This window comes from Frankia gtarii, from assembly GCF_025403375.1.
Classification (GTDB): Bacteria; Actinomycetota; Actinomycetes; order Frankiales; family Frankiaceae; genus Frankia; species Frankia gtarii.
The window spans coordinates 1-22,043 of the sequence record NZ_JAMPTM010000096.1 but is presented as its reverse complement, the minus strand read 5'-3'; the positions used below and the strand labels follow the sequence as shown (position 1 = coordinate 22,043).

General features: G+C 72.6%; 20 protein-coding genes. 11 read left to right on the top strand and 9 right to left on the bottom strand.

What is annotated here, in order from left to right:
• Positions 1-387: 387 nt before the first annotated feature.
• Positions 388-1,836: a WS/DGAT domain-containing protein gene (locus tag NBZ83_RS15790; RefSeq protein WP_261569375.1), complete on the bottom strand. Its 1,449-nt coding sequence runs from the start codon at positions 1,834-1,836 to the stop codon at positions 388-390.
• A gap of 750 nt (positions 1,837-2,586) precedes the next feature.
• Here NBZ83_RS15790 and lpdA point away from each other — a divergent pair.
• Positions 2,587-3,990, top strand: coding sequence for a dihydrolipoyl dehydrogenase (lpdA, locus tag NBZ83_RS15785; protein ID WP_261569377.1), 1,404 nt, complete (start codon positions 2,587-2,589; stop codon positions 3,988-3,990).
• An 11-nt stretch (positions 3,991-4,001) separates the two neighbouring features.
• Here lpdA and NBZ83_RS15780 read toward each other — a convergent pair whose 3' ends face one another.
• A complete protein-coding gene (locus tag NBZ83_RS15780; protein ID WP_261575277.1) occupies positions 4,002-4,877 on the bottom strand; it encodes a helix-turn-helix transcriptional regulator in 876 nt (291 codons plus the stop codon).
• Positions 4,878-4,980: 103 nt separating this feature from the next.
• Here NBZ83_RS15780 and NBZ83_RS15775 point away from each other — a divergent pair, with 103 nt between their 5' ends.
• Positions 4,981-5,748: an SDR family NAD(P)-dependent oxidoreductase gene (locus NBZ83_RS15775; protein ID WP_261575276.1), complete on the top strand. Its 768-nt coding sequence runs from the start codon at positions 4,981-4,983 to the stop codon at positions 5,746-5,748.
• Here the strand turns inward: NBZ83_RS15775 and NBZ83_RS15770 are convergent.
• Positions 5,736-6,263: a MarR family winged helix-turn-helix transcriptional regulator gene (locus NBZ83_RS15770; protein ID WP_261569388.1), complete on the bottom strand. Its 528-nt coding sequence runs from the start codon at positions 6,261-6,263 to the stop codon at positions 5,736-5,738. The genes NBZ83_RS15775 and NBZ83_RS15770 overlap by 13 nt on opposite strands.
• Before the next feature lie 73 nt (positions 6,264-6,336).
• Here NBZ83_RS15770 and NBZ83_RS15765 point away from each other — a divergent pair, with 73 nt between their 5' ends.
• Positions 6,337-7,800, top strand: a complete 1,464-nt coding sequence (locus NBZ83_RS15765) for an MFS transporter (RefSeq protein ID WP_261569389.1) — start codon at positions 6,337-6,339, stop codon at positions 7,798-7,800.
• Between the two features lie 37 nt (positions 7,801-7,837).
• Here the strand turns inward: NBZ83_RS15765 and NBZ83_RS15760 are convergent, their stop codons facing one another.
• A complete protein-coding gene (locus tag NBZ83_RS15760) occupies positions 7,838-8,506 on the bottom strand; it encodes a Zn-ribbon domain-containing OB-fold protein (RefSeq protein ID WP_261575275.1) in 669 nt (222 codons plus the stop codon).
• A gap of 472 nt (positions 8,507-8,978) precedes the next feature.
• Between NBZ83_RS15760 and NBZ83_RS15755 the strand changes: the two genes are divergently transcribed.
• The gene (locus NBZ83_RS15755; protein WP_261575274.1) at positions 8,979-9,926 is read left to right on the top strand and encodes an NAD(P)-dependent oxidoreductase; all 948 of its coding nucleotides are present in this window, start codon (positions 8,979-8,981) and stop codon (positions 9,924-9,926) included.
• A gap of 53 nt (positions 9,927-9,979) precedes the next feature.
• Here NBZ83_RS15755 and NBZ83_RS15750 read toward each other — a convergent pair whose 3' ends face one another.
• Positions 9,980-10,546: a shikimate kinase gene (locus tag NBZ83_RS15750; RefSeq protein ID WP_261569394.1), complete on the bottom strand. Its 567-nt coding sequence runs from the start codon at positions 10,544-10,546 to the stop codon at positions 9,980-9,982.
• A gap of 83 nt (positions 10,547-10,629) precedes the next feature.
• Positions 10,630-11,580: a LysR family transcriptional regulator gene (locus NBZ83_RS15745; RefSeq protein ID WP_261569395.1), complete on the bottom strand. Its 951-nt coding sequence runs from the start codon at positions 11,578-11,580 to the stop codon at positions 10,630-10,632.
• Between the two features lie 190 nt (positions 11,581-11,770).
• Between NBZ83_RS15745 and NBZ83_RS15740 the strand changes: the two genes are divergently transcribed.
• Together NBZ83_RS15740 and NBZ83_RS15735 are read left to right on the top strand one after the other, a co-directional pair.
• Positions 11,771-12,445 (top strand): zinc-binding dehydrogenase, encoded by a 675-nt coding sequence (locus NBZ83_RS15740; RefSeq protein ID WP_308203796.1) that lies wholly within the window; start codon positions 11,771-11,773, stop codon positions 12,443-12,445.
• Between the two features lie 62 nt (positions 12,446-12,507).
• Positions 12,508-12,963, top strand: coding sequence for a nuclear transport factor 2 family protein (locus NBZ83_RS15735; RefSeq protein WP_261575272.1), 456 nt, complete (start codon positions 12,508-12,510; stop codon positions 12,961-12,963).
• Between the two features lie 10 nt (positions 12,964-12,973).
• Here the strand turns inward: NBZ83_RS15735 and NBZ83_RS15730 are convergent, their stop codons facing one another.
• Positions 12,974-14,179 (bottom strand): CaiB/BaiF CoA transferase family protein, encoded by a 1,206-nt coding sequence (locus NBZ83_RS15730; protein ID WP_261575271.1) that lies wholly within the window; start codon positions 14,177-14,179, stop codon positions 12,974-12,976.
• Between the two features lie 212 nt (positions 14,180-14,391).
• Here NBZ83_RS15730 and NBZ83_RS15725 point away from each other — a divergent pair, with 212 nt between their 5' ends.
• Positions 14,392-15,540: a dienelactone hydrolase family protein gene (locus tag NBZ83_RS15725; protein ID WP_261569400.1), complete on the top strand. Its 1,149-nt coding sequence runs from the start codon at positions 14,392-14,394 to the stop codon at positions 15,538-15,540.
• 192 nt (positions 15,541-15,732) lie between these two features.
• Entirely contained in the window at positions 15,733-16,134 is a 402-nt protein-coding gene (locus NBZ83_RS15720; protein ID WP_261569401.1) for a PPOX class F420-dependent oxidoreductase, read from the top strand.
• 260 nt (positions 16,135-16,394) lie between these two features.
• On the opposite strand, the gene NBZ83_RS15715 is transcribed toward NBZ83_RS15720, so the two are convergent.
• Positions 16,395-17,018 carry a histone deacetylase gene (locus NBZ83_RS15715; protein WP_261569403.1) on the bottom strand — a complete coding sequence of 208 codons (624 nt, stop codon included), beginning with the start codon at positions 17,016-17,018 and terminating at the stop codon, positions 16,395-16,397.
• A gap of 384 nt (positions 17,019-17,402) precedes the next feature.
• Between NBZ83_RS15715 and NBZ83_RS15710 the strand changes: the two genes are divergently transcribed.
• Entirely contained in the window at positions 17,403-19,208 is a 1,806-nt protein-coding gene (locus NBZ83_RS15710) for a sensor domain-containing protein (protein WP_261575268.1), read from the top strand.
• 89 nt (positions 19,209-19,297) lie between these two features.
• Complete coding sequence (locus NBZ83_RS15705) at positions 19,298-20,155, top strand: class II glutamine amidotransferase (RefSeq protein ID WP_261575267.1); 858 nt, start codon at positions 19,298-19,300, stop codon at positions 20,153-20,155.
• 463 nt (positions 20,156-20,618) lie between these two features.
• Here NBZ83_RS15705 and NBZ83_RS15700 read toward each other — a convergent pair whose 3' ends face one another.
• A complete protein-coding gene (locus tag NBZ83_RS15700) occupies positions 20,619-20,771 on the bottom strand; it encodes a hypothetical protein (protein ID WP_261575280.1) in 153 nt (50 codons plus the stop codon).
• Here NBZ83_RS15700 and NBZ83_RS15695 point away from each other — a divergent pair.
• Positions 20,700-21,947, top strand: a complete 1,248-nt coding sequence (locus NBZ83_RS15695; protein ID WP_261575278.1) for a serine/threonine protein kinase — start codon at positions 20,700-20,702, stop codon at positions 21,945-21,947. The genes NBZ83_RS15700 and NBZ83_RS15695 overlap by 72 nt on opposite strands.
• Positions 21,948-22,043: the final 96 nt, after the last annotated feature.

The following is a 22,043-nucleotide window of genomic DNA, read 5'->3' as shown; positions in this document are numbered from 1 at the left end:
GCCCGCCCCCATCCGCGGCGCCCCGCCTCGGCCGAGCGGCCGGCGTCATCGTCCGCGAAATCCCGTCCCCATCGTCGCAGCAGGCAGGGCCCTCGTCCCCACACGACGGCGGGACTGTGGTGGTCCCGCTCGACCGCGGCGACGCTCCGCGAAGCCGTGCTCGCCCGTGGATCGGAAACCGGGCTGGCGCGCACGCGGGCGACGGCGACCGGACCGCGCCGACAAAGTCGGTTCGTGGCCACCCAGGGTCAACGAATGATGCGAAAACGCTCGCCTACGAATGTCGGCACGCAGACGGGTCCCGCCTTATGACGGCCAGGGGCAACCGCGTTACGGTTGCCCCTGGCCAGCCACCAGGCGGTCCTCCCCCCACGGGCCCGTCGCCTCCTACCGGGCCCGTGGCCCCTCACGACGCTGGACCGGCAGTTGCACGCCACCGGGCGGCGTCGACCGGCTGAGTTCGGTCAGCTCCGCGAGCCACAGCTGGGCGAGGCGCTCGTGGTTCGGCACACTGTCGCTGGCCGCGAAGGTGATCCCGACGCGGTCTCCGAGGCCGAACAGGGCGACGGACAGGTGCTGGCGTCCGACGAGCAGCGGTCCGGTGCCGATCAGGTCGGTGACAGCGTGACCGGCGACGGACAGCGGCCCGCGGATCGTGCGGGCGTTCGTCGCCACCATGGCCAGCTCCCGGGTGCGCCCACCGAAGCTCGCCGCGTAGGAGAGCATCCGCGGGGTGGCCCGCGTCGACACGGCCGGGAAGTGGTGATGCTCCACCACGCCCATCCCGCGGGCCTTGAGCCGGCGGGTCGACGCGGAGATGCGGGCCAGGCGCCGGGCGGCGTCCGGCTCCCCGCACGGCAGCGCGACCCGCACCCCCGAGGTGTAGTTCGACAGCACGTTCTGGTCGGCGGCGACGCGGATACTGACGGGCATCAGCGCGTGGACGGGCCGGGAGTCCTCCCGCCACTCCGGCAGCGACCACGCCCGCACCGCGCCGGCGAGGGCGGCCAGGTAGACGTCGTTGACCGAGGCGCCGTGGCGGCGGGCGACGTCGCGCATCGGCCCGAGCTCGGTGGTGATCCAGGAATGCCGCGCCGGGCCGACCGGCTGCCCACCCCAGGCGTCGAGGACCCGGGTCGGCGACAGGCAGCTCAGCCCCCGGCTGACGAACCGCAGGTAGTCGCCGGCCTGCGGGCGGGGGATCGACTCGGGCAGGCCCAGGTCGGGCTCGTCCTCGCCGCCGAACAGCAGGTGCAGCGACCGGTAGAGCGCGGCGCCGTCCTGGGCGATGTGACTGGTGCGGTAGACCAGCACGCGACCCGAGGTCCCCTGCTCGCACAGCAGGTGGATCTTCCACGGCTGGCGGCTGGGTTCGACGGGGCGCCGGGCGATCCTGTCGATGGCGGCGCGGATACGCCGGTCGCCGATCGCATCGCCGCCGATCAGGCCGGCGACCTCGGCGGCGCTCGGCAGCTCGGAGGCGACGACGTGGTCGTCGACCTTCATCTCCGGGTCGCAGACCCAGTGCGTCTCGTGCACCGTGGTCCGACGGTCGCCCTGGCGGACCGTCACCGTCTCCAGTCGGTCGGTGAGCATCCGCGCCCGCGGGGTGCGCAGCCGTTCGGCGACCTGTGCCCGTAGGTCCGCCAGCTCCACCGGCCCGTCGAGGAACAGCACCGCGCCGACGTCCTGGTATTCACCGGGATTGAGCCGGTGAAAGGCCAGATAGGCGCGGTCTCCCGCGGTCAGCGGGCGGGCGAAAGCCCGGTTGTAGCCGGTCTTCGAGACCGTGTCGAGGAGGGTCATCAGGCGCGCCCCCAGCCCGTCGCCGGGCATTGGGTGCAGGCCTTGACAACGCGATCAACAATATTAGCAGATCGACGCACGGATGCGTCGTGGATACCTGTACCCATGTACCTGTTTATCCGCGGGCCGATGAGCCCATCCAGCCTTGTGTCGTACGTCTCCACACGGATGGGCGAGACGGCCGGGAAGGATCCGGCTGGACGGCATGATGGCCCCTATCAATGCAGGTGATATGCGGTCGGGTGGGCAAAATCGGCCGGGCGGTGGTGTCACCACGAATAGGCCATGGCGCTAGCACCTGCGGGGTTACCCGAATGGCCCGCGATATTCGCGAGGGGTCGGCCCGGCGCACAAATCAGAGTTCCCCGCGCAGTTCCCGCACGAAGCGTTCCAACCCGGCGACAAGAACCTCGGCCCGCGGCGTCGGCCACTGCCCCGTCACCACCGGAGCCTGCTCGCCCTGGCCGCCGCCAGAGCCTGCTCGTCCTGGCCGCCGCCAGCACCGTGCCCTTCGGGTCCGCCGCCGCACCGACCCCGGTCGCCTTCGCCCACACGTTCTGGCTGCTGATCGGCGGCATCCTGAGCGGGCGGCTGCCCGCACTCGCACTTCCCGGAAGGACCGCCGAACATCGCTGACCGCGACGGCGTGATCGGCGCCACGCGACGACGGCGACCGGGCCGGGCCTGACCTGGCCTGGTGTGGCCTGGTGTGGCCTGGTGTGACCGAACGCCGGGTGAGGCGGGAATCGGGCGGGTGCCCGGGGTCGTTACGCTGCCATTGTGAGCGAACATTTCGACGTGGTGGTTCTGGGTGCGGGTCCGGGCGGGTATGTCGCCGCGATCCGTGCCGCCCAGCTCGGTCTGACCGCGGCCGTGGTGGAGGAGCGGTACTGGGGCGGGGTCTGCCTCAACGTGGGCTGCATCCCGTCGAAGGCGCTGCTGCGCAACGCGGAGCTCGTGCACACCCTCACCCACGAGGCCAAGACCTTCGGGATCTCCATCAACGGAGAGCTCACATTCGACTACGGCGAGGCGTTCCGCCGCAGTCGCAAGGTCGCGGACGGCCGGGTCAAGGGCGTCCACTACCTGATGAAGAAGAACAACATCACCGAGTTCACCGGGCGCGGCACGTTCACCGACGACCACACCCTGTCCGTCGCCGGCGCTGACGGTTCGACCAGCACGGTGACGTTCGACCACTGCATCATCGCCGCCGGTGCCACGCCGCGGCTGCTGCCGGGCACGTCGCTGTCCGAGCGGGTCGTCACCTACGAGCAGCAGATCCTCAGCCCCGAGCTGCCGCGCAGCATCGTCATCGCGGGCGCCGGGGCGATCGGCGTCGAGTTCGGCTACGTGCTGAGCAACTACGGCGTCGACGTCACCATCGTCGAGTTCCTCGACCGGGTGGTGCCGCTGGAGGACGCCGAGGTCTCCGCCGAGCTCGCCAAGCACTACAAGAAGGCCGGGATCACCATCCTGACCTCGACCCGGGTCGACTCGATCGACGACTCCGGCGACACGGTGAAGGTGACCGTGACCGGCAAGGACGGCGTGTCGAAGGTGCTGACGGCCGACAAGGTGCTCCAGGCGATCGGCTTCGGGCCGAACGTCACCGGCTACGGGCTGGAGAACACCGGCGTGGCGCTGACCGAACGCGGCGCCATCGACGTCGACGGCTACTGCCGCACCAACGTTCCGCACATCTTCGCCATCGGCGACGTGACGGCCAAGCTCATGCTCGCCCACGCCGCCGAGGCGATGGGCATCATCGCCGCGGAGACGATCGGCGACGCCGAGACCTACCCGCTGGACTACGTGATGATCCCGCGGGCGACGTACTGCCAGCCGCAGGTCGCCAGCTTCGGCTACACCGAGGCGCAGGCCCGGGACGCCGGCTACGACGTGCAGGTCGCGAAGTTCCCGTTCTCGGCGAACGGCAAGGCGCACGGCCTCGGTGAGACCGCCGGCTTCGTGAAGATCCTCAGCGACGCCAAGTACGGCGAGCTGCTCGGCGCGCACCTGATCGGCCCGGACGTCACCGAGCTGCTGCCCGAACTCACCCTCGCGCAGCGCTGGGACCTCACCGTCGCCGAGCTCGCCCGCAACGTCCACGCCCACCCCACCCTCGGCGAATCGGTCAAGGAGGCCCTCCACGGCCTCGCCGGCCACATGATCAACTTCTGACCCGGCCGGCCTCAGCGCAGCTGTGGCGGCGGCTCGGCGGATGCGCCGAGCCGCCGCGTCCCGATCACCTTGAGCAGTTGCAGCGCCCGATGCGTGGGAGTCCCGGGTGCAGCGCTGTAGAGGATGACCCACTGGTCGCGCTCGGGATCGTGCAGCGCGTCGCAGTCGAGATCGAGCCAGCCGACGTCGGGATGGTTCAGCCGCTTGTGCGTCGAGCGCCGGACCCGCACCTCGTGGTCGTTCCACAGCCGGGCGAAGTCCTCGCTGGCGGCGAGGAGTCGACGCACCAGATCGCGGATGCCCGCGTCGTGGGGGTAGCGTGCGGCGGCGGCGCGCAGGTCCGCGACGGACTCGCGGGCGAACTGCTCCGCGCTGGTCGGGTCGTGACGCTGCCGGGCACCCGGACGAGTGAAGAACCGCCAGATCACGTTGCGGTCGGCCGGCACCACCGCCGAGAGGTCGCCGAGCAGCGCGGCTGCCATCGGATTCCAGGCGAGGACGTCGTACTTGGCGTCGCAGACCAGCGCGGGCGCACCGTCGTAGCGGTCCAGCAGGTGCAGGACCCCCGGGCGCACCTGCCGCGACGGTGCCGACGACCTCGGGGTGGACTCGCCGGCAAGGTGGTGCAGGTAGGCGCATTCGTCGTCGGACAGCCGCAACGCCCGGCCGAGGGCGCCGAGTATCTGCCGGGACGGCCGCGGCCCGCGTCCCTGCTCGAGGCGGATGTAGTACTCGACGGACATCCCGGCGAGCTGGGCGACCTCCTGCCGGCGCAGCCCGGGCGTGCGGCGACGGTAGCCGGCTTCCAGGCCGACGTCGACCGGCTGTAGGCGGGCTCGGCGATGGCGCAGGAACGCGGCCAGCTCCCCGCGGTCCACCTTCTCCATGACCATCAGCCTGGCCTACCGCCGGTATCGGCACCATGGGATGGCCGATACCACCCCTGGCGAGGCTCTCCCGCCGCTCCGCTCCCAGCGTCACGGTGCAGACATGACCTCAACCACGACCAGCACCACGACCAGCACCACGACCACGAAGGTCGTTCTCATCACCGGTGCGAACAAGGGCATCGGCCTCGCCGCGGCGACATCATTCGCCCGCGAGGGGCACACCGTGTTGCTGGGCGCCCGCAATCCGAGCCTCGGCGGACCGGCCGCCGCAGCTCTCGCCCAGCACGGACTGGACGTCACCTTCGTCCACCTCGACGTCACCGACGAGACGACGATCGCGCAGGCCGCGGCGTTCATCGACGCGGAGCACGGTCTCCTGGACGTGCTGGTGAACAACGCGGGTATCACCCGTGACCGCCGGCGTCCGCCCTCGGAGCTTCCCGTCACCGCGTTGCGGGAGATCTACGAGACGAACGTCTTCGGCGTCGTCGCCGTCACCAACGCCATGATCCCGCTGCTGCGCAGGTCCCCCGGCGGGTTCGTCGGCAACGTCTCCAGCGGACTCGGCACGATGGCGTTCCTCGCCGACCCCGACCCGGCGTTGGGAGGCTACGCCGAGCTGCTCGGCTACAACTCCTCCAAGGCCGCCCTCAACGCGATCACCCTCGTCTACGCGCGGCATCTGCGCGCCGACGGCATCACTGTCAACGCCCTGTCACCCGGCTTCTGCGCCACCGACCTCAACGGCCACACCGGCCACGACACCGCCGACGAGGGCGGCGCTCGCATCGCGGCGCAGGTGCTCACCCGCCACGAGGACGGCTCAGGGATGTTCCTGAGCGAGAACGGCGACACCTACCCTTGGTGACCGCTGCCCCTGGCGATCGCGGAGGACTGCTCGTCGTCAGGCGGGGGGCTCTGTCGCCGCCATGCCTGCGCGGCGTGCCGCGTCAGCACGCCGGTCGCGAGGGCGCGCAGTTGCTCGACCTCGGCGGCGGGCAACCCGGCGAACAGCTCGGGCTCCGCCTCGTCGAGCAGTGTCTCGGCCTGGCGCAGCAGGCGCTGGCCGGCCTGGGTGATGGTGAGGATCTGGCGGCGCCGGTCGCGCGAGTCGCGGTCGCGGCGGATGAGCTCGGCCGCCTGCAACCGGTCGAGGAAGGACACCAGGTCCCCGCTGTCGAGGTCGAGACGGGCGGCGACGTCGCGCTGGATGGCCGGGCCGAACTCGTCCAGGCAGCACAGGATCGCGTGCTGGTGCTGGTTGAGGCCGAGGGTTGCCAGCCGCTCGGCACAGTGCGTCCGGGAGAGGGCGGCGAGGCGGGCGAGCACGAAGCTCGTGCGGTGACGCAGCGCGGCGGGCAGCAGAGCGTCGGACACCGTCATGATCCCCATCCTATCCGTCGGTCGCTGGCACCCCTATTGATTGGCAGTGCCAGCGATTGGTATAACCAGCGACATGCCTTTCCAGGGAGATCCCAGCGGTCGGCTACTGCTACCGGTGGTGCTCGCCGCCTACGTCCTGTACGGCTTCGACGCCAACGTGGTGAACGTCGCCATCCCCGACCTGCAACGCCGACTCGGCGCCGGACCCGCGGCGCTCGAACTCGTCGTCGGCGGCTACGTGTTCACCTACGCGGCGGGGGTCGTCACCGGCGGGCGGCTCGGCGACCTGTTCGGCCACCGCCGCCTGTTCCTCGCCGGGGTGACCGGCTTCGCCGCGGCCTCGCTGCTGTGCGGGCTCGCGCAGGGACCCGTCGGGCTGGTGGCGGCCCGGATGGCGCAGGGCCTGACCGCGGCGGCGATGGTCCCCCAGATTCTGGCCCTGGTGACCTCGTCGTTCACCGACGCCGAGCGCTCCCGCGCGTTGGCCTGGTACGGGGTGGCCGGCGCGGTCAGCGGGGTCGGCGGGCAGGTACTCGGCGGGCTGCTGCTCGATGCCGACGTGTTCGGACTGGGTTGGCGGGCCGTCTTCCTCGCCACCGCGGCGGTCGGCGTCGCCGTCGTCGCGATGGCGGCGCGGGTGCTGCCCCGCGCCGAGCGGCGGACCGCCGCCGGGCTGGAGCTGGATGTCCCCGGGGCGGCCTGGATCTCCGGCGGGCTCGGGCTTGCGCTGCTGCCGCTGGTGATCGGGCGCGACACCGGCTGGCCGCTGTGGGGCTGGCTGCTGCTGGCCGCCGCCGTCCCCACGCTGGCGGCCGCGGTGCACTGGGAACGGTCGGTGGCGCGCGGCGGCGGACAGCCCCTGGTCGATCCCGCCCTGTTCCGCGGCCCGACGTTCGCCACCGGTCTCGCGGTGAACGCCGCGTTCATGGCGTCGTTCAGCAGCTGCCTGTTTGTGCTGAGTCTGCTGTTGCAGGCGGGACTCGGGCTCGGTCCGCTGGCGGCCGGGCTGGCGTTCGCGCCGATGGGCCTGCTGGCGATCGGCAGCTCGTTTCTGGGGCGCCGCCTGGTCGCCCGCCTCGGCCCGGCGGTGCTGCTGGCGGGCTGCGCCGTGACCGCGCTGAGCTTCCTGATCCTGGCGGTGGCCCTGCACACCCATCCCGCCGGCTTGTCCCCCGCCTGGCTCGTCGTTGGAACAGCCGGGATCGGGGCCGGCAACGGGCTGATCCTGCCCTCCCTCGTCGGCACGCCGTTGGCCGACGTCCCCCGCGAGCGGTCCGGCGTCGCCGCCGGGGTCCTGACCACCACCCAGCAGTTCGCCAGCGTCACCGGCGTCGCCGTTCTCGGCGCGGTGTTCTTCGCCCGGCTGGGCACCCATCCCGACCGTGGCGCGCACATCCGCGCCGCCGAGTCCGCGTTCTGGCTCGACCTTGCCCTGGTCGTGGTGATGACCGCCCTGGTGGCTCGCCTCGCCTGGCTCGATCCCGCCCGCCGCCGCGGCCGGTCGACGGCTGCTCCCTCGGCGCGTGTCGAGGTGTGATCAAAGAGCCCTCCTTGATCACGACTGTGGAGGCGCCCTAGCGGGCCCCGGCGGCGGCCGGCTGGCGCGGGCGGAAGACGACGCTGGGAGCGTCCGCGCCGGATCGGACGTGGAAGGCCGCGCGGACGGGCTGGCCGATCCTCGCCTCCCCCGGCGCGACGCCGTCGAGCCGGCCGGGCAGCCGGACTCCCTCGTCCAGGGTCACCAGCGCGAGGACGTACGGCGGGCGGCCGGCGAACGCGGGCATGCTGGGATGGCGGATGACGAGGTAGCTGTCGACGACGCCGAGGCCGTCCGCCGGTTCGAAGGCGGTCGGTCCCGCGCAGTGCCGGCAGCGTTCCAGCCGCGGTGGCAGCCAGCTGTGGCAGTCCAGGCACCGGGACAGCACGAACCGCTCCTCCCGCAGCGCCGCCCACAAGGGCCCGGCGCCGTCGTCGTCGTCCGCCGGCGTGGCACTGTTCCGCGGAACACCATGATCGCTGTCGCTGTCGCTGTCGCTGTCGCTGGGGTCCGGGCCCGTCGGCGGCCCGGCCGGCGCCGCTGGCCGCGGCAGAGCCACGGTCGGCGCCTGGTCGCCGAGGTCCGGCTCGGCAGTCGGTGAGTCCCCGCCCGGCGGGGCGGCCGTCGGCGCGTTCCCGGCCGGATCCTGCCGGGTGGCGGGGAGCGTGGGTGGCGGCGCGGTCGCGGAACTGGTCGAGGGAATCACCCTGACCGACGGGATCCTGGTGGACGGGGGGCTGGCGGGCGCAGCGTCGGCCGCCGTCGACGGGTCGGCCTCGCGAGAGGCCGGGCGAAGGACGCGCACGTGGGGTTGACCGCTGATCATCTACTCCGCACCGCCGTTCTCACCGACTCATCTCCAAACTCCGCCGACGCACCGCTGTCGAGCACCGCCCCGGCGGTGACAGGCACCGCCTCGGCGTCGCCGACCCCGCCGACGGCGTGGCGCACGACGCCGCCTACCCACCATGGTGGTTCATTTGAGGGAGGTACGCCTCAGACACGGACTCCCCGCACGAATCGGTCGCCGGCCGGACGCAGTCCCGCGGGAGGCGGCACCGGCGCCGGCGCCGGGATGACCAGGCGACGTCGGGCGCAGGCCCGGTCCTTCAGGGAGGTGAGGATGTCAACAGGTGGACGTGGAGCGCAGGACCAACAGGAAGCCATCGAGGTGCCGCATGACCGACACGGTGGGAGACCCCGGCCGTCAGCTTCGGGCCGGGGCGGAGGTCAGGGTCGCGATCGTGAGCCCCGGTGCGATGGGCTCGGCGCTGGGGCGCGGCTACGTCGAGGGCGGCGCCCGGGTGCTGGCCTGCGTGGTGGGCCGCTCGCAGCGGACCCGCGCGCTCGCGCACGGCCTGGAGCTCGTCGACTCGCTTGACGACGCCGTCGGCGCCGCCGACATCGTCCTGTCCGTGGTCCCACCGGGCGAGGCCGTCGCGGTGGCCGTCGCGGTGGCCGGCGCCATCGGCCGCTCGGCCGCCGCGACGGGGGCGACCCCGCTGGTCGCCGACCTCAACGCGATCGCCCCTGCCACGGTCGACCGGGTCACGGCGGCTCTGGCCGGCCTGGACTTCGTCGACGGGTCGATCTCCGGCCCGCCGCCGGACCGGGCGTCCGGGCGCGGGCGCACCCGGCTGTACCTGAGTGGGCCGCGGGCCGGGGAGATCGCCGCGCTGGCCCATCCTCGGCTCGAACCGCGCGTCCTGCCAGGTCCGGCGGGCGCCGCAAGCGCGTTGAAGATGAGCACGGCGAGCCTCTACAAGGGGCTCGCCGCCCTGTTCCTCCAGGCGTCCGCGTCAGCCCAGCAGGCCGGGGTGCTGGACGCCATGCTCGACGATCTGGCACCGACGTTTCCCGACCAGGTCGGCGAGCTGGGATCGTGGCTCGCGCTGTCGGCGAGCAAGGCGCACCGCTACGTCGCCGAGATGCGTGAGATCGCCGCGACCCAGGCCGCGGCGGGCCTGCCACCGGAACTGTTCGAGGCGATGGCCGTGGTGTGGGAACGGGTCGCCCGGTCCCCGCTGGGTGCGCTCGCCCCCGAGCAGGCCGGTGCCATGGCGGATGCGGCGGCGGTGATCCGCGCCCTCGGCCTGCCCGCCGCCAGCCACCCACCCGAGGTCTGAGACCAGACCGACAGGCCGTCGCCAGCCAGCCGTCGCCGATCAGGCGGCGCCGGTCAGCCGGCGCCGACCAGGCGGGCGAGCTCGGCGGCGATCTCGTGCGGGTCGCGGCCGTCGGTGTCCACGACGTGTCCGACGCGGCGGTAGGAGTCGTCGCGGGCGGCGAACATCCGGGTCAGGGTGGTCAGCAGGTCACCGTCGAGCCAGGGCCGGCCCTGGCCGTGACCGACCCGGCGGGCCAGGGTCCGCGGGCTCGCCCGCAGGTAGACGACGCGGCCCGCGGCGGCGATGCGGGCCAGGTCGTCGGGATTGTCGGCGACGCTGGCCGCGATCCCGGCGACGTACGGCACCGGGGCGTCGAGCAGGGCGCGTAGCTGGCGCGACTCCTGGGCGTGCAGGGCCTGGCGGCCCAGGTCGGCCAGGGCGGGCGCGTCGAGCCCGGTCCGCTGCTGGAGCAGGGCGTCGTTGTCCAGGTAGGGCCGGCCGAGCCGGTCGGCGAGCACCCGGCCCACCGTCGACTTACCCGAGCCCATCAGCCCGACGAGGAAGATCCGCTCGGCGGCGCCGGTGTCGATCGCAGGTCGCGGCTCGGGAGCAGGGCGCCGATTGCCGAGTTGAGTCATACTTCCTGCCTCCCTGGCGTGTGGTCTCCGGCCCCTGTACCCGCTCTGGCCCCTGTACCCGCCGCGCCCGGTGGGAAAGGACCTCAGACCGCGAGTAGTTGCGCCCGGTCTGCGTCGGGGAGCCAGTCGCGACCGGGGGCGTACTCCAGCCAGCGACGACGGGCGGCGGTCTCGGCGAAGACGCGCAGCAGGCCACGGCCGGTGGCGCACGGCTCGCCCCGCCACAGCAGCGACCACGCGTACAGCGGTGTCGGGTCCACCAGCGGCACCGCCCGCAGACCGGCGTCGGCGGGGAGTACCAGCTCGGCGGGCAGCACGCAGACGTAGCGCGGGTCGGCGTGTGGGCGCTCCAGCAGCGGTTCGAGGCCGAGATTGACCGCAGCCGCCTCAGCGGCAATCCCGAACCGTCCAGCGAAGCGGCGCAAGAAGTCGAGCCGGTCGAGGGCCGCCGGGCACCACAGCACGCTGCCGCGCAGGTCCGCGGGACGCAGGTTCCCGGCGCCGGCCAGCGGATGGGCGGGATGCAGGACCACGTCGAGCGGCTCCAGCCGGACGAGCCGGTGAGCGAGCGCCGGTTCGAGGCCCTCGGCGGTTGCGTGGACGCGGCCGAAGCCGAGGTCGATCGATCCGCGGGTCAGCGCGTCGACGGCGGTGGGCAGGTCGCGGCTGGCGCCGAGTTCCACGGCGAGCGCCGGGGCGTCGTCGAGGACGGCGCGCAGGGTGCGCATCGGGCCGTACAGGTGGCCCCACACGTCGACGCGCAGCGGGCGGGCCTGCGCCCTGGCTGCGGTGACGGCCTGGTCGCCGGCCCGCAGCGCCACCCGGGCCGGTTCGAGGAATCGCCGCCCCGCGCCGGTCAGCTCCACCGCGTGGCCGCAGCGGTGGAACAACGCGACACCGAGGGCGTCCTCCAACCGGGCGATCCGCTTCGACAGCGCCTGCTGGGTGAGGAACAGCCGCCGGGCCGCCCGGCCGAAATGCAGCTCCTCGGCCGCTGCGACGAACGCCCGCGCCTGCCTCAGGTCGAGATCCACGGCTCCCACCATTGCCGACCACCACCGGTTGTCAAGGCGGACGGACCGCTGTTGGCCGGCGCCGGCAGTCGGCCGGCACGCTGGCCGGCATGCTCGCCCTGACACCCGCCGAACCGGCCACCATCACCCGCGCCGACGTTGACCCGCCGACGCCCCGCCCGCACGAGGCGCTGGTCAAGGTGGCGGCGTACTGCGTGAACCGTGGCGAGACGTTTCAGTTGGAACAGCCACCGGCGGGCTGGCGGCCGGGCAAGGACGTCGCCGGACTCGTGGTGCAGGCGGCCGCGGACGGATCGGGGCCCGCCGTCTGTGCCCGGGTGGTCGCCCATCCACCGGCCGGCGGATCCTGCTCACCGGTGCCTCCGGCGGGGTCGGGCACTACGTCGTCGAGCTGGCGGCCGCGGCCGGCACCGAGATCACGGCGGTCACCGCGTCACCGGAACGCGGCCGGCGGCTGGTCGAGCTCGGCGCCGCCGGCATCGTCCACGACGTCGACGCGGCGCCCGGCCCGTTCGACCTGGTGCTGGAGTCGACTGGCGGCCCGGCGCTGCCGCGGGCGCTGGCCCGGCTTGCCGCCCGCGGGACGCCGATCTGGTTCGGCCAGGCCAGCCGCACCCCGGTGACCCTCGACTTCTTCGACTTCTTCGCCGGCCCCGAGTCGGCCGCCATCCGCCACTTCCACTACCTCGACTCCGACGTCGCCCTCGCCGACGACCTGGCCACCCTCGTCCAGCTCGTGGCCACCGGCCGGCTGCACCCGGAGATCGGCCTCGTCACCGACTGGGCCGACACCGCCGATGTCCTCGTCCAGCTCCGCGACCGCCGCATCCGCGGCAACGCCATCCTCACCGTGGAAGACCGGTGACGCGGCGGTCCCCCGCGGAACCGCCGACGGCCGCAGTAACCCCGCATCCCCTCGGAGGAGCAGTGACCCCGAACCCGAACGGCCCCGCAGCCGACGACTCGGTGGGCGACGACCCGGTGGGCGACGACGCCCGCGCGGTGGTGGTCCGTTACGTGGAGGCAGTCCGCGACGGCGACGCGGCGATGATTCGCGACAGCTTCACCGCCGACGCCGTCTGGCACTACCCCGGCAGCCTGCCGATCTCGGGCGAGTGGCGGGGACGCGACCGCATCGTCGACGACTTCCTCGGCGGGATGGCCGGGCGGCTGCAGGCCGGCGCGCCGCTGCTCATCGAGCTGACCGACGTCATCGCCGAGGGCCCGCGAGTCGTCGCCACCTGGACCTCCCGGGGCACCGCCGCGAACGGCGAGCCGTACGACAACCGCTGCCTGGGCATCTTCGAGGTCCGCGACGGACGCATCAGCTCCGTCCGCGAGTACGCCGACACCGACCACGTCGCGCGGGTCCTGTTCCCCTGACTGGCGGGGCTCAGCCGAAGGCGCCCTGGACTCGGTAGTCGTCGAGCGTGCCGGCGTCGAGGCCGAGGTCGCGCAGCACCCGCTCGGTGTCGGCGCCGAGGTCGGGGGCGCGGGTGCGGGCGCGGGCGGGTTCGCCGTCGAACTGGTAGGGCGGGGCGACCACCCGAAACGGCGTGCCGTCCTCGGCGGTCAGCTCGGAGAGGTATCCGTTCTCCCGGACCTGGACGTGGTCGTGGACCTCGGCGGGGGTCAGCGCGGGCGCCCACACGCCGGAGAAGCCGGCGAGGGTCTCGCGCCACTCGTCGAGGGTGCGCTCGGCGAAGATGGCGTCGAGCACCTCGACGCAGGCGCGGTTGTGGGTGTAGCGGGCGGCGGCGTCGAGGAAACGCGGGTCGGCGACGAGTTCCGGGCGGTCGAGGACCAGGCACAGCTCGTCCCAGAACCGGTCGGCCTGCAGGCAGACCAGGTTGATCCAGCGGCCGTCCTTGGTCCGGTAGTAGTTGGCGATCGGGTTTCCCGGGGCGCGGCGGTCGGCCCGCGGCACCTCTCCGCTGAACGGTGCGGCGGCGATGTCCGCGCCCAGCGCCCACATGCCGGTGTTGAGCAGGGAGACGTCGACGACGGCGGTCTGGCCCGTCCGCTCCCGGCGGTAGAGGGCCATCGCGACGGCGCCGGCGATCGTGTTGCTGCCCTGCAGGTCGTAGAAGGCGGCCGGCTGGGCGACCGGATCGTCGTCGTCGGCGCCGGTGAGCTTGTGCAGGGTGCCGGAACTGGACCAGGCCGCCGCCGAGTCGTAGCCGCCGGTGTTGACCATCGGGCCGCGGCTGCCCCAGCCGCTGCCGCGCACGTAGACCAGCCGGGGATTGACCGCCCGCAGGTCGTCGACGTCGATGCCGAGGCGGGTGCGTAACGCCGGCAGGTAGCTGGTGAGGAACACGTCGGCGTCGGCGACCAGGCGTAACAGCAGCTCGCGGCCGGCGGACGTGGTCAGGTCGAGGGTGACGCTGCGCTTGCCGTGGTTGGGGATCTCCAGGAACGGGTTGGGGCCGCTGTCGTCCTGGTTGAGCAGGTTGCGCAGCAGCCGCTGCGGGTCGCCGGTGGGCGGTTCGACCTTGACGACGTCGGCGCCGAGGTCGGCGAGGATCGCGCCCGCGGCGGGCACGAACGTCCAGCCGGCGATCTCGACGACGCTTACGCCCTCGAACGGTCTGCTCATCGTCCGCTCCTGTTCGCCACGCACCGCTGCTATCCGAACTCCCCCAGGCCGGAACCTAGTATGAACAGTTAGCCATGTCAGCCAGATCACTTTTCTGACGGAAAGCAACAACCTGGTCGCACAGACGGTGGGCTGGTTGCGGGGGCGCCGGGTGGGCGGCGGTGCAGGCCGTCGCCACCCGAGCGCCTACCCGAGGAGAGCAGAGGCCGACAGTGAGCGAGTACCAGCATCTCGGCGCCTACAGTGATCTCGTTCGTGTCGCCCGCGAGCGGCAGAGCGGCCCCGTCCCACCAGCGTTTCCAGGAGCGCGTACGAGGGCTCTGGTCCGCGACACACTGGGATTCGGCGGCGGCCTGGAGACACCCGGCGACGTCCGGGTCGAACAACGGTGGAAATCCGACGGTCTGCTCGGTGAGGAGATTTCCTGGTCGGTCGGTTTCGGACCGCGCACCCACGCCTACCTGCTGAAACCGGCGAACATTGACGAGCCGTTGCCCGGTGTCCTGGCCCTGCACAGCCATGACGGCATTACCTTCTACGGCAAGGAGAAGGTCGCCGACGGGCCGTCAGACGTTCCACCGGTGGTCGCGGCACTGCGCGCACGCCAGTACGGGAACCGAGCGTTCGCCGGCGCGCTGGCGCGCGAGGGCTTCGTCGTGCTGGCGCACGACATCTTCCTCTGGGGCAGCCGCCGGTTCCCGATCGAGACGCTTCCGCCGCAGACACGTCGGCACGCAGACAACTGCTGGCAGCTGAGCCCGTCCTGCGAGGTCTCCGACGAGGTCGCCTGGCACGACGCGGCTTCCTGGCACCATGAGCACATCGTCGAGAAGTACTGCGCGTTGCTGGGCACCACCCTCGCCGGAGTCGTCGCCTTCGAGGACCGCATCGCAGCCGCCTACCTGACGTCCCGTCCCGACGTCGCACCAGCGGGCATCGGCTGCATCGGCCTGTCCGGCGGCGGCTGTCGCGCGGCGCTCCTGCAGGCCACCTGCGAACAGGTCGCCGCCGCCGTCATCGTCGGGATGATGAGCACCTACGACGGCCTGCTCGACCGGCACGTCGCCGGGCACGGCTGGCTATTCTTCCCCGCGGCCTGGCCCCGCCACGGTGACTGGCCCGACCTCGCCGCCTGCCGCGCCCCATCGCCGCTGCTCGTCCAGTACAACCGGCACGACCAGCTGTTCTCCCCGGCCGGCATGCGTGCCGCCCACGAACGCCTCACCGCCCACTACCGTCACGCCGGCCGCCCCGACCGCTACACCGGTCAGTTCTTCGACGGGCCCCACAAATTCGACGCAGCTATGCAACAGACAGCCTTCGCCTGGCTACGCCATCACCTGGTGGCCGCCACCAGCTAGTTGCCGCTGTTGTGTTTGAAGATCGAACGGGTGCGTCGCCGATTTGTCAACAGTGTTGATTATCTTGCTGGGCGGACCGGGCAGCGGATGTTGACCTCAACGTGGGTTCAGCTTCTAGGGTCGGTCGCGGACGGGCCCGCCCGCGGCCCACCGTCGCTCCCGGGCAGACCGGGACTCGCAGAGGGAGCCGTCATGGTCTTCACCCCGGCCGAACTCGACTACCTGCACTCCCAGCGCCTGGGCCGGCTCGCCACGCTCGCCCCGGACGGGACGCTGCAGAACAGCCCGGTCGCCCACACCGTCGACGACGCGACGGGAGTGCTCAGCATCTACGGCTACGACCTCGGCAACAGCCGCAAGTTCCACAACATCGCCGCGAACGGCCAGGTGGCGTACGTCGTCGACGACATCGCCTCACTGCAGCCGTGGACGGTGCGCGGCCTGGAGATCCGCGGGAGCGCCGAGGCCCTGACCGGCTGGGACCCCCCGGCCGCGCACCTGAGCCCCGAGGTCATCCGCGTGCACCCCCGCCGGATCATCAGCTGGAACCTCGGCGCCGACGGTCGGGAGGGCTCGCGGCGCACGGTGGCGTGAGCGGGCGCGCTACCGGCGCGATTCGTCCCGGTCCCAGTCCCAGTCCCGGTCCCGATCCCGGTCGGCGTCGGCGTCGGTGACCGCCGCCGCGGGTTCCGGATGGACGCCCTCCCCGCCCTGCCGCCGGCAGAACTCCGCGCACCCGGCAGGCGTCCCCGGCGGCCAGCCGCGGGGCGCCGAGCCGGAGCGGGCCGCGGGCCGCGGGCCTGGAGTGTCGCGACGCGGCCGGTCCGGGGTTGCGGGCCTGCTCGGCCGGCGAGCTACTCGGCCTCGGTGCCACTAAAGACGAGCCGTTCGATGTCCGCCGGCTGCCACACGCCGGCGGCACCGGGCCGGGTGGCAAGATACCCGGCGATCCGGGCCGGCGACCAGCCGTGCGCCTCGCGCAGGCCACCGGCGAGCATGGCCAGGTAGCCGGCCGACGGCACGGTGGGGCGCACGTCGGCGAGCGACCACGGCGCGGTGAACGTCAGAACGGGGACGCCGCCGCGGTGGCCGACGAGCACCAGCGTCTCGTAGCGGCCCGGACCCACCCGGGCCCGACCGGTGCGCAGCACGGCGGCCAGGTCGAGGTCGACGTCGGGGGCGCGGTGCATCTCCTGGACGGCGACATCGGCGAACTGGCCGGCGGAGAGCAGGTAGGCCCGGCCGGCGGCCTCCCCGGGGGCCGCCGGGTCGTAGAAGGCGATCCCGCCCGTCCAGATCCGCGACGCCAGCGCGAAGTACACGGCACCGGGCAGCATGACCGGGACCGCCAACCGCGGTGGGCGGGGATCGCGGCAGCCGGGATGACGGTGGTCGCTGCCCGGCGGGCAGCCGCCGGTGAGGTAGTACATCAGCCGGGCCATGCGCATGTTCGAGCCGTAGCTTGCATACCAGACCAACTCGGGTCCGACCGATCGAGCCTGATCCGCTCGCCCGGCGGGCGCCGGTTCACTCACCGGGCCGTCCCGCGCCCCGCGGGGGCACCGACGGCGGCCCCGGCGTCAGCGGACCACCTCCCGCGGGCGTCCCCCTGCCGGGGCCGGCCGCGCACACCCGGTACGCAACAACGCTTTCGCACCGTCGCAACAGTATGCGGATCCTGTAGGTGGAAATCGGCCGGTCAGGGCAATTTTCCAGCACGGACGGCGACCGCACCCACTGTGGCCGGTCGGCCGGCGGAACGGACTGGCGGGACGATTCCGGCCACCGGTACCGGGTACGCCCACCAGGTGCCGCGATCCGCGTCGCTCGACGGAGGGAGGACCGCCGGACCTGCCCTGGACGTGACCGACTGTCTGCTGGAACGTCTCGACATCGGCCTGTTGGCCACCACGGCGTCCGACGGCGTGATCAGCGACGTCAACGACACCGCGAGCCGGATCCTCGGCCGTGACCGGTCCGCGCTGATCGGCTCCCGGCTGGGGGACCACCTGCTGCCCGGCGACGCCGCCCGGCTGCGGGACTACCACCTCCGCCAGCTCGCCCACCTCCCACCGGGGCCGGCCCACGCTGCGGTGCGCGGCCGGGCCGCGGGCGCGGCGCCGGAGACGCCACTGGCGGTGCGCCTGGTCCGCCCGGGCGGCTCGCTGGTGCCGGTGCTGATCGTCGCCACGGCGGTGCCCGGGGACGACGGGCCGCGGGTGGTCAGCCGGGTGCAGGACATCACCGAGCAGGAGCAGGCGAACCGGTACCTGCGGCTCGTGCTGGACCACAGCCCGGTGTCGATGCTGCTGATCGACCAGTCGGGCCGCTCGGTGTTCGGGGTGGGCGCGCACACGGCCGAGGAGGCCGCGGGCCTCGCCGCCGCCGAGTCGGCGTCGGTGTTCGACGTGTTCGTCGACCATCCGCAGCCGATGGACATGCTGCGCCGAGGTCTCGCCGGCGAGCACGGCGCGCGGATCGTCGGCGCGTTCGGCCGCTACCTCGACCTGCACGTGATGCCGATCCGTGACCCCCTGGGCCAGGTCAGCCTGGTCGCGGCCATCACGATCGACGTCACCGAGCGGGAAAACGCCCGCGCCGCGCAGGCCCACCTCGCCGACCTGGCCCGCCAGGCCCTGGTCACCCTCGAGCCGGCCGTGCTGTGGCGCCGGGCGACGGCGGTGCTCGCCGAGCATCTGGGGGCGACGGCGACCCTGCACGAGGTCGACGGGGAGACCGGCGCACTGGGCCTGGTGGCCGCCGACGGCCCGTCGGTGTCGCGAACCGTGGCCGCCGCGGTCGCCCAGGAGGCCCTGCGCGGACCCGCGCGGTCGCGGTCGGCGACCGCCGGTGGCGAGGTGGACCCGCGCCAGGACGGCTGGTTCACTCTCGCCGAGCCGATAGGTCTGCGCGGCGAACCCTCGGCGGTCGTCGCCGTCCAGCGGCCCCCGGGCGCCGCCGGGCCCCCCTACACCTCCCCTGGGACCGTCCTGCCGGCGGGGGTCGGGGCCTTCAACGACTCCGAACGCAGCTTCGTGGCGGCGGTGGCCGGCGTGCTCGGTGCGGCCTCGGCCCGCTTCGCCGCCGAGCGGGAGATCCGCTACCGCTCGCAGCACGACATGCTCACCGACCTGCCCAACCGGGCGTCGCTGCTGGAGCGGCTGCGCAGCAGCCTGGCGGCGGACCACCGGGCGGGGGACGGCGAGGGCCGGGCGGGCGCGGGGCGCACCGGCATCGTGTTCGTCGACCTGGACAGCTTCAAGGCGGTCAACGACACCTACGGGCATCAGGCCGGCGACATGTTACTGCGCGTGGTCGCGGGCCGGCTACGCGCCGCGGTGCGACCGTGCGACGTGGTTGCCCGCCTCGCCGGCGACGAGTTCGCCGTGCTCTGCACGCGGATCGAGTCCGTCGACACCGTGGAGCGGGTCGCCGCGCGGGTCCTGGCCTGTCTGGCCGAGCCGGTGGCGATCGACGGCAGCATCGTCACCATCACCGCCAGCGCCGGGGTGGCGGTCTCCGGGCCCGGCCTCACCGACCCCGATCGCCTGCTCAACGCCTCGGACATCGCGATGTACGCCGCCAAGCGCGCCGGCGCCGGGCGCTGCGTCGTCCACCAGGACTGGATGCGCCTGAGCGCGGGCCCGACACCCGCGCCTCCCGGGTAGGAAGACGACGCGCGAACGGACGACGCGCGAACAGATCAGCAGGCCGTCCGGATCAGGCCGGGAGACGGATCGAGGAAGGGTGTGCGCCGATGTGCCGACTTTTCGGGCTGACCGGGGCCCCGCGACGGACCCGGGCCACGTTCTGGCTGCTCGACGCCCCCGACAGCCTCGACGAGCAGAGCCACCGCAACCCGGACGGCACGGGCCTGGGCTACTTCGACGCCGACGGCTGGGCCGAGCTGTTCCGCCAGCCGATCGCCGCCTGGGAGGACCGCCAGTTCGCCGCGCAGGCGCGCCAGGCGCGGTCGACGACGTTCGTCGCCCACGTCCGGCACGCCTCCACCGGCGGGCTCGCGCCGCGCAACACCCATCCGTTCCGCCAGGACGGCCGGCTGTTCGCGCACAACGGGGTGATCGAGGACCTCGACGTCCTGCAGGCGCATCTCGGCGCCGCGATGGCGCGGGTGGCCGGCGACACCGACTCCGAACGCCTCTTCGCTCTGATCACCCGGGAGATCGACGCCGCCGGCGGTGACGTCGGGCGCGGGATCACCGCCGCCGTCCGCTGGGTGGCCGCCAACCTGCCGGTTTACAGCATCAACCTGGTACTGATCACCGCCGGGGACCTGTGGGCGCTGCGATACCCGGACACCAACCGCCTGTTCCTGTTGGACCGGCCCGCCGGCGGCCAGCCGCTGCGGCACAGCGACGCCGCCGGGGCGACGCGGGTGCACGCCGACGAGCTGGCGAGCGCGCCCGCCGTCGTCGTCGCGAGTGAACCCATGGACGATCATCCCGACTGGCGCCCGCTGCGCTCCGGTGAACTCCTCCACGTCGGCGTCGGCGGGCAGGTCACCTCGGTGACCGTCCTGCCCGATCCCCCGGCGCACCCGCTGACCCTCGCCGACCTGCGCCCCGAGGCGGCGACCTCGCAGCAGCCCCACTGACCCGCCGCCGGGCCGGGGGCGAAAGCCGCCCGCCCAGCCCGGCACGCCGCACGCCTGCGGGTCCGAGCCCTCACGTCGCCGCCTCACCGACGGATCTCCATCGCATTCGACCGAACCCGGGGCACGGGCCAATCGTGCACGGACGAGTGCAGCCACGGCTGCCCCGTGGGTGAATCGCGAGGCGCTTTCATGCCCGACCCCGCACCCCAGGACGACACTCCTCCGAGGATTTCACAACCATCCATCAAGTGAAACTCAACGTCAGGGTGATGGTCAATCAAATAGGCGTCAATCGCCCGCGATTCACGCCGATGCGCGCCTTCGATCCACGGCCTCGCCACCTCTTTACTGAGTGACGCCGAAAAAGCAAGGGGGTGTCCACCCCATTGCCGACGGGCGTCAGCCTGAGAGACTCCAGAACGGGAATCCCCCAAACCATGGAGGTCATGTGACGCTAAACAGCTCATCCTTCTTCATCGGCCCGGACGCCGAGCCGGACAAGTACCGGCTCCGGCGTCGGTTCGGTGGCGGGGGCGAGGCTGAGCTGTGGGAGGCCGACCTTGCTCTTGCCGGGGAGCGCGAGCGAGTAGCGGTGAAAATACTTCATGATCACCACGCGCCGGACCTTAATACCTGGCGTGATCGGTGGTCTGAGCAGGTAGAACTACTGCGGCTGATTCGGCATCCTTCCGTTGTCGGCGTGCACTGCCAGTTCGAGGGCCAGCGGATGCACCCCGCGGGCCAGCGGGAAACCCCGCGGGCGCTCTACCTGGTGATGAACTGGGTCGACGGGGAGGACCTGCGGGACTGGGTGCCGGGACACCTCGGCCTGGAGCACCGTGCGGGCGCGCTACGCCACCTCGGCCAGATCGGGGAGGTGCTCGACTGGCTGCACAGCGGACGCGCAACACCCTCCGGCAGGCCGGTGGTGCACGGTGACATCAGCCCATCGAACATCGTCATCAACTCCGACGGGCAGGCCATCCTGGTCGACTTCGGGCTGTTCCGGTTGGCCAGGCACAGCACGGCCGCGCCTGCCGGAACCCGCGGTTACTGGGCACCCGAGGTGCTGCAGCAGGGGCACTACAGCCCGGCATCCGACCGCTTCGCCTTCGGCGGGCTGACCCACTACCTCCTGACCGGAACTCCGCCGCCCGAGAGCGCCGAGGAGAGGCGGGAGTTCTTCGGCGAACTCGTCGGGACCGAGCGCGATCGGGTCGACGACCTTCTCCTGATCTTCCACGACGATCCGCAGCGGCGACCGCCGGCCGGGGAGTGGGCGCGTCTGCTGCGTCTGCACACCTCGACGGCGGCTCCGGCGTCCACCCCCATGCCGCCGCAGGCGCCGGGGCAGGCCCCGCCGCGGTCGCCCGCGCCGGGTCCGGCCGCGGCCGGACGGCACGGCCAAGCCGCGCCAGCCACGCCGTCGGCACGTTCACCCACACGGTCGACCGCCCTGCTCGCCGGGGCGCTGGCCGCCCTCATCGCCACCGTCGCCGTGCTCATCACGTTCTCCCTGCGCAATCCGCCCTCCGCCGAGACCGCCGGTGCCAATGCCATCCACTCCCCCTCCTCTCCGAACGTGACCCCCGCCCCGGGGGCGACCGCTCTGAAATCGGCTGCACCGACCGGGCCGAATTCGACAACAGGGCCGGTTCCAAGCGAAACGCCAAGCTCCAGTGCAGGTCCGCTCGGACAGGGTCCCTCGACGCCACTTTGGCTCAACGACGCGGTCACGAGCACAGGTATTAACTCTGGCTCTACTAATGAGAAAACGGGCTACTGGAATTAGACGTTGATATATTCGAGATCTGGATCATTGAAGAAATCGCAGATGATTTCCGGTGCCGCCCGTAGTCGATCAAAAGCCTTCTGGATTCCTTGCCTG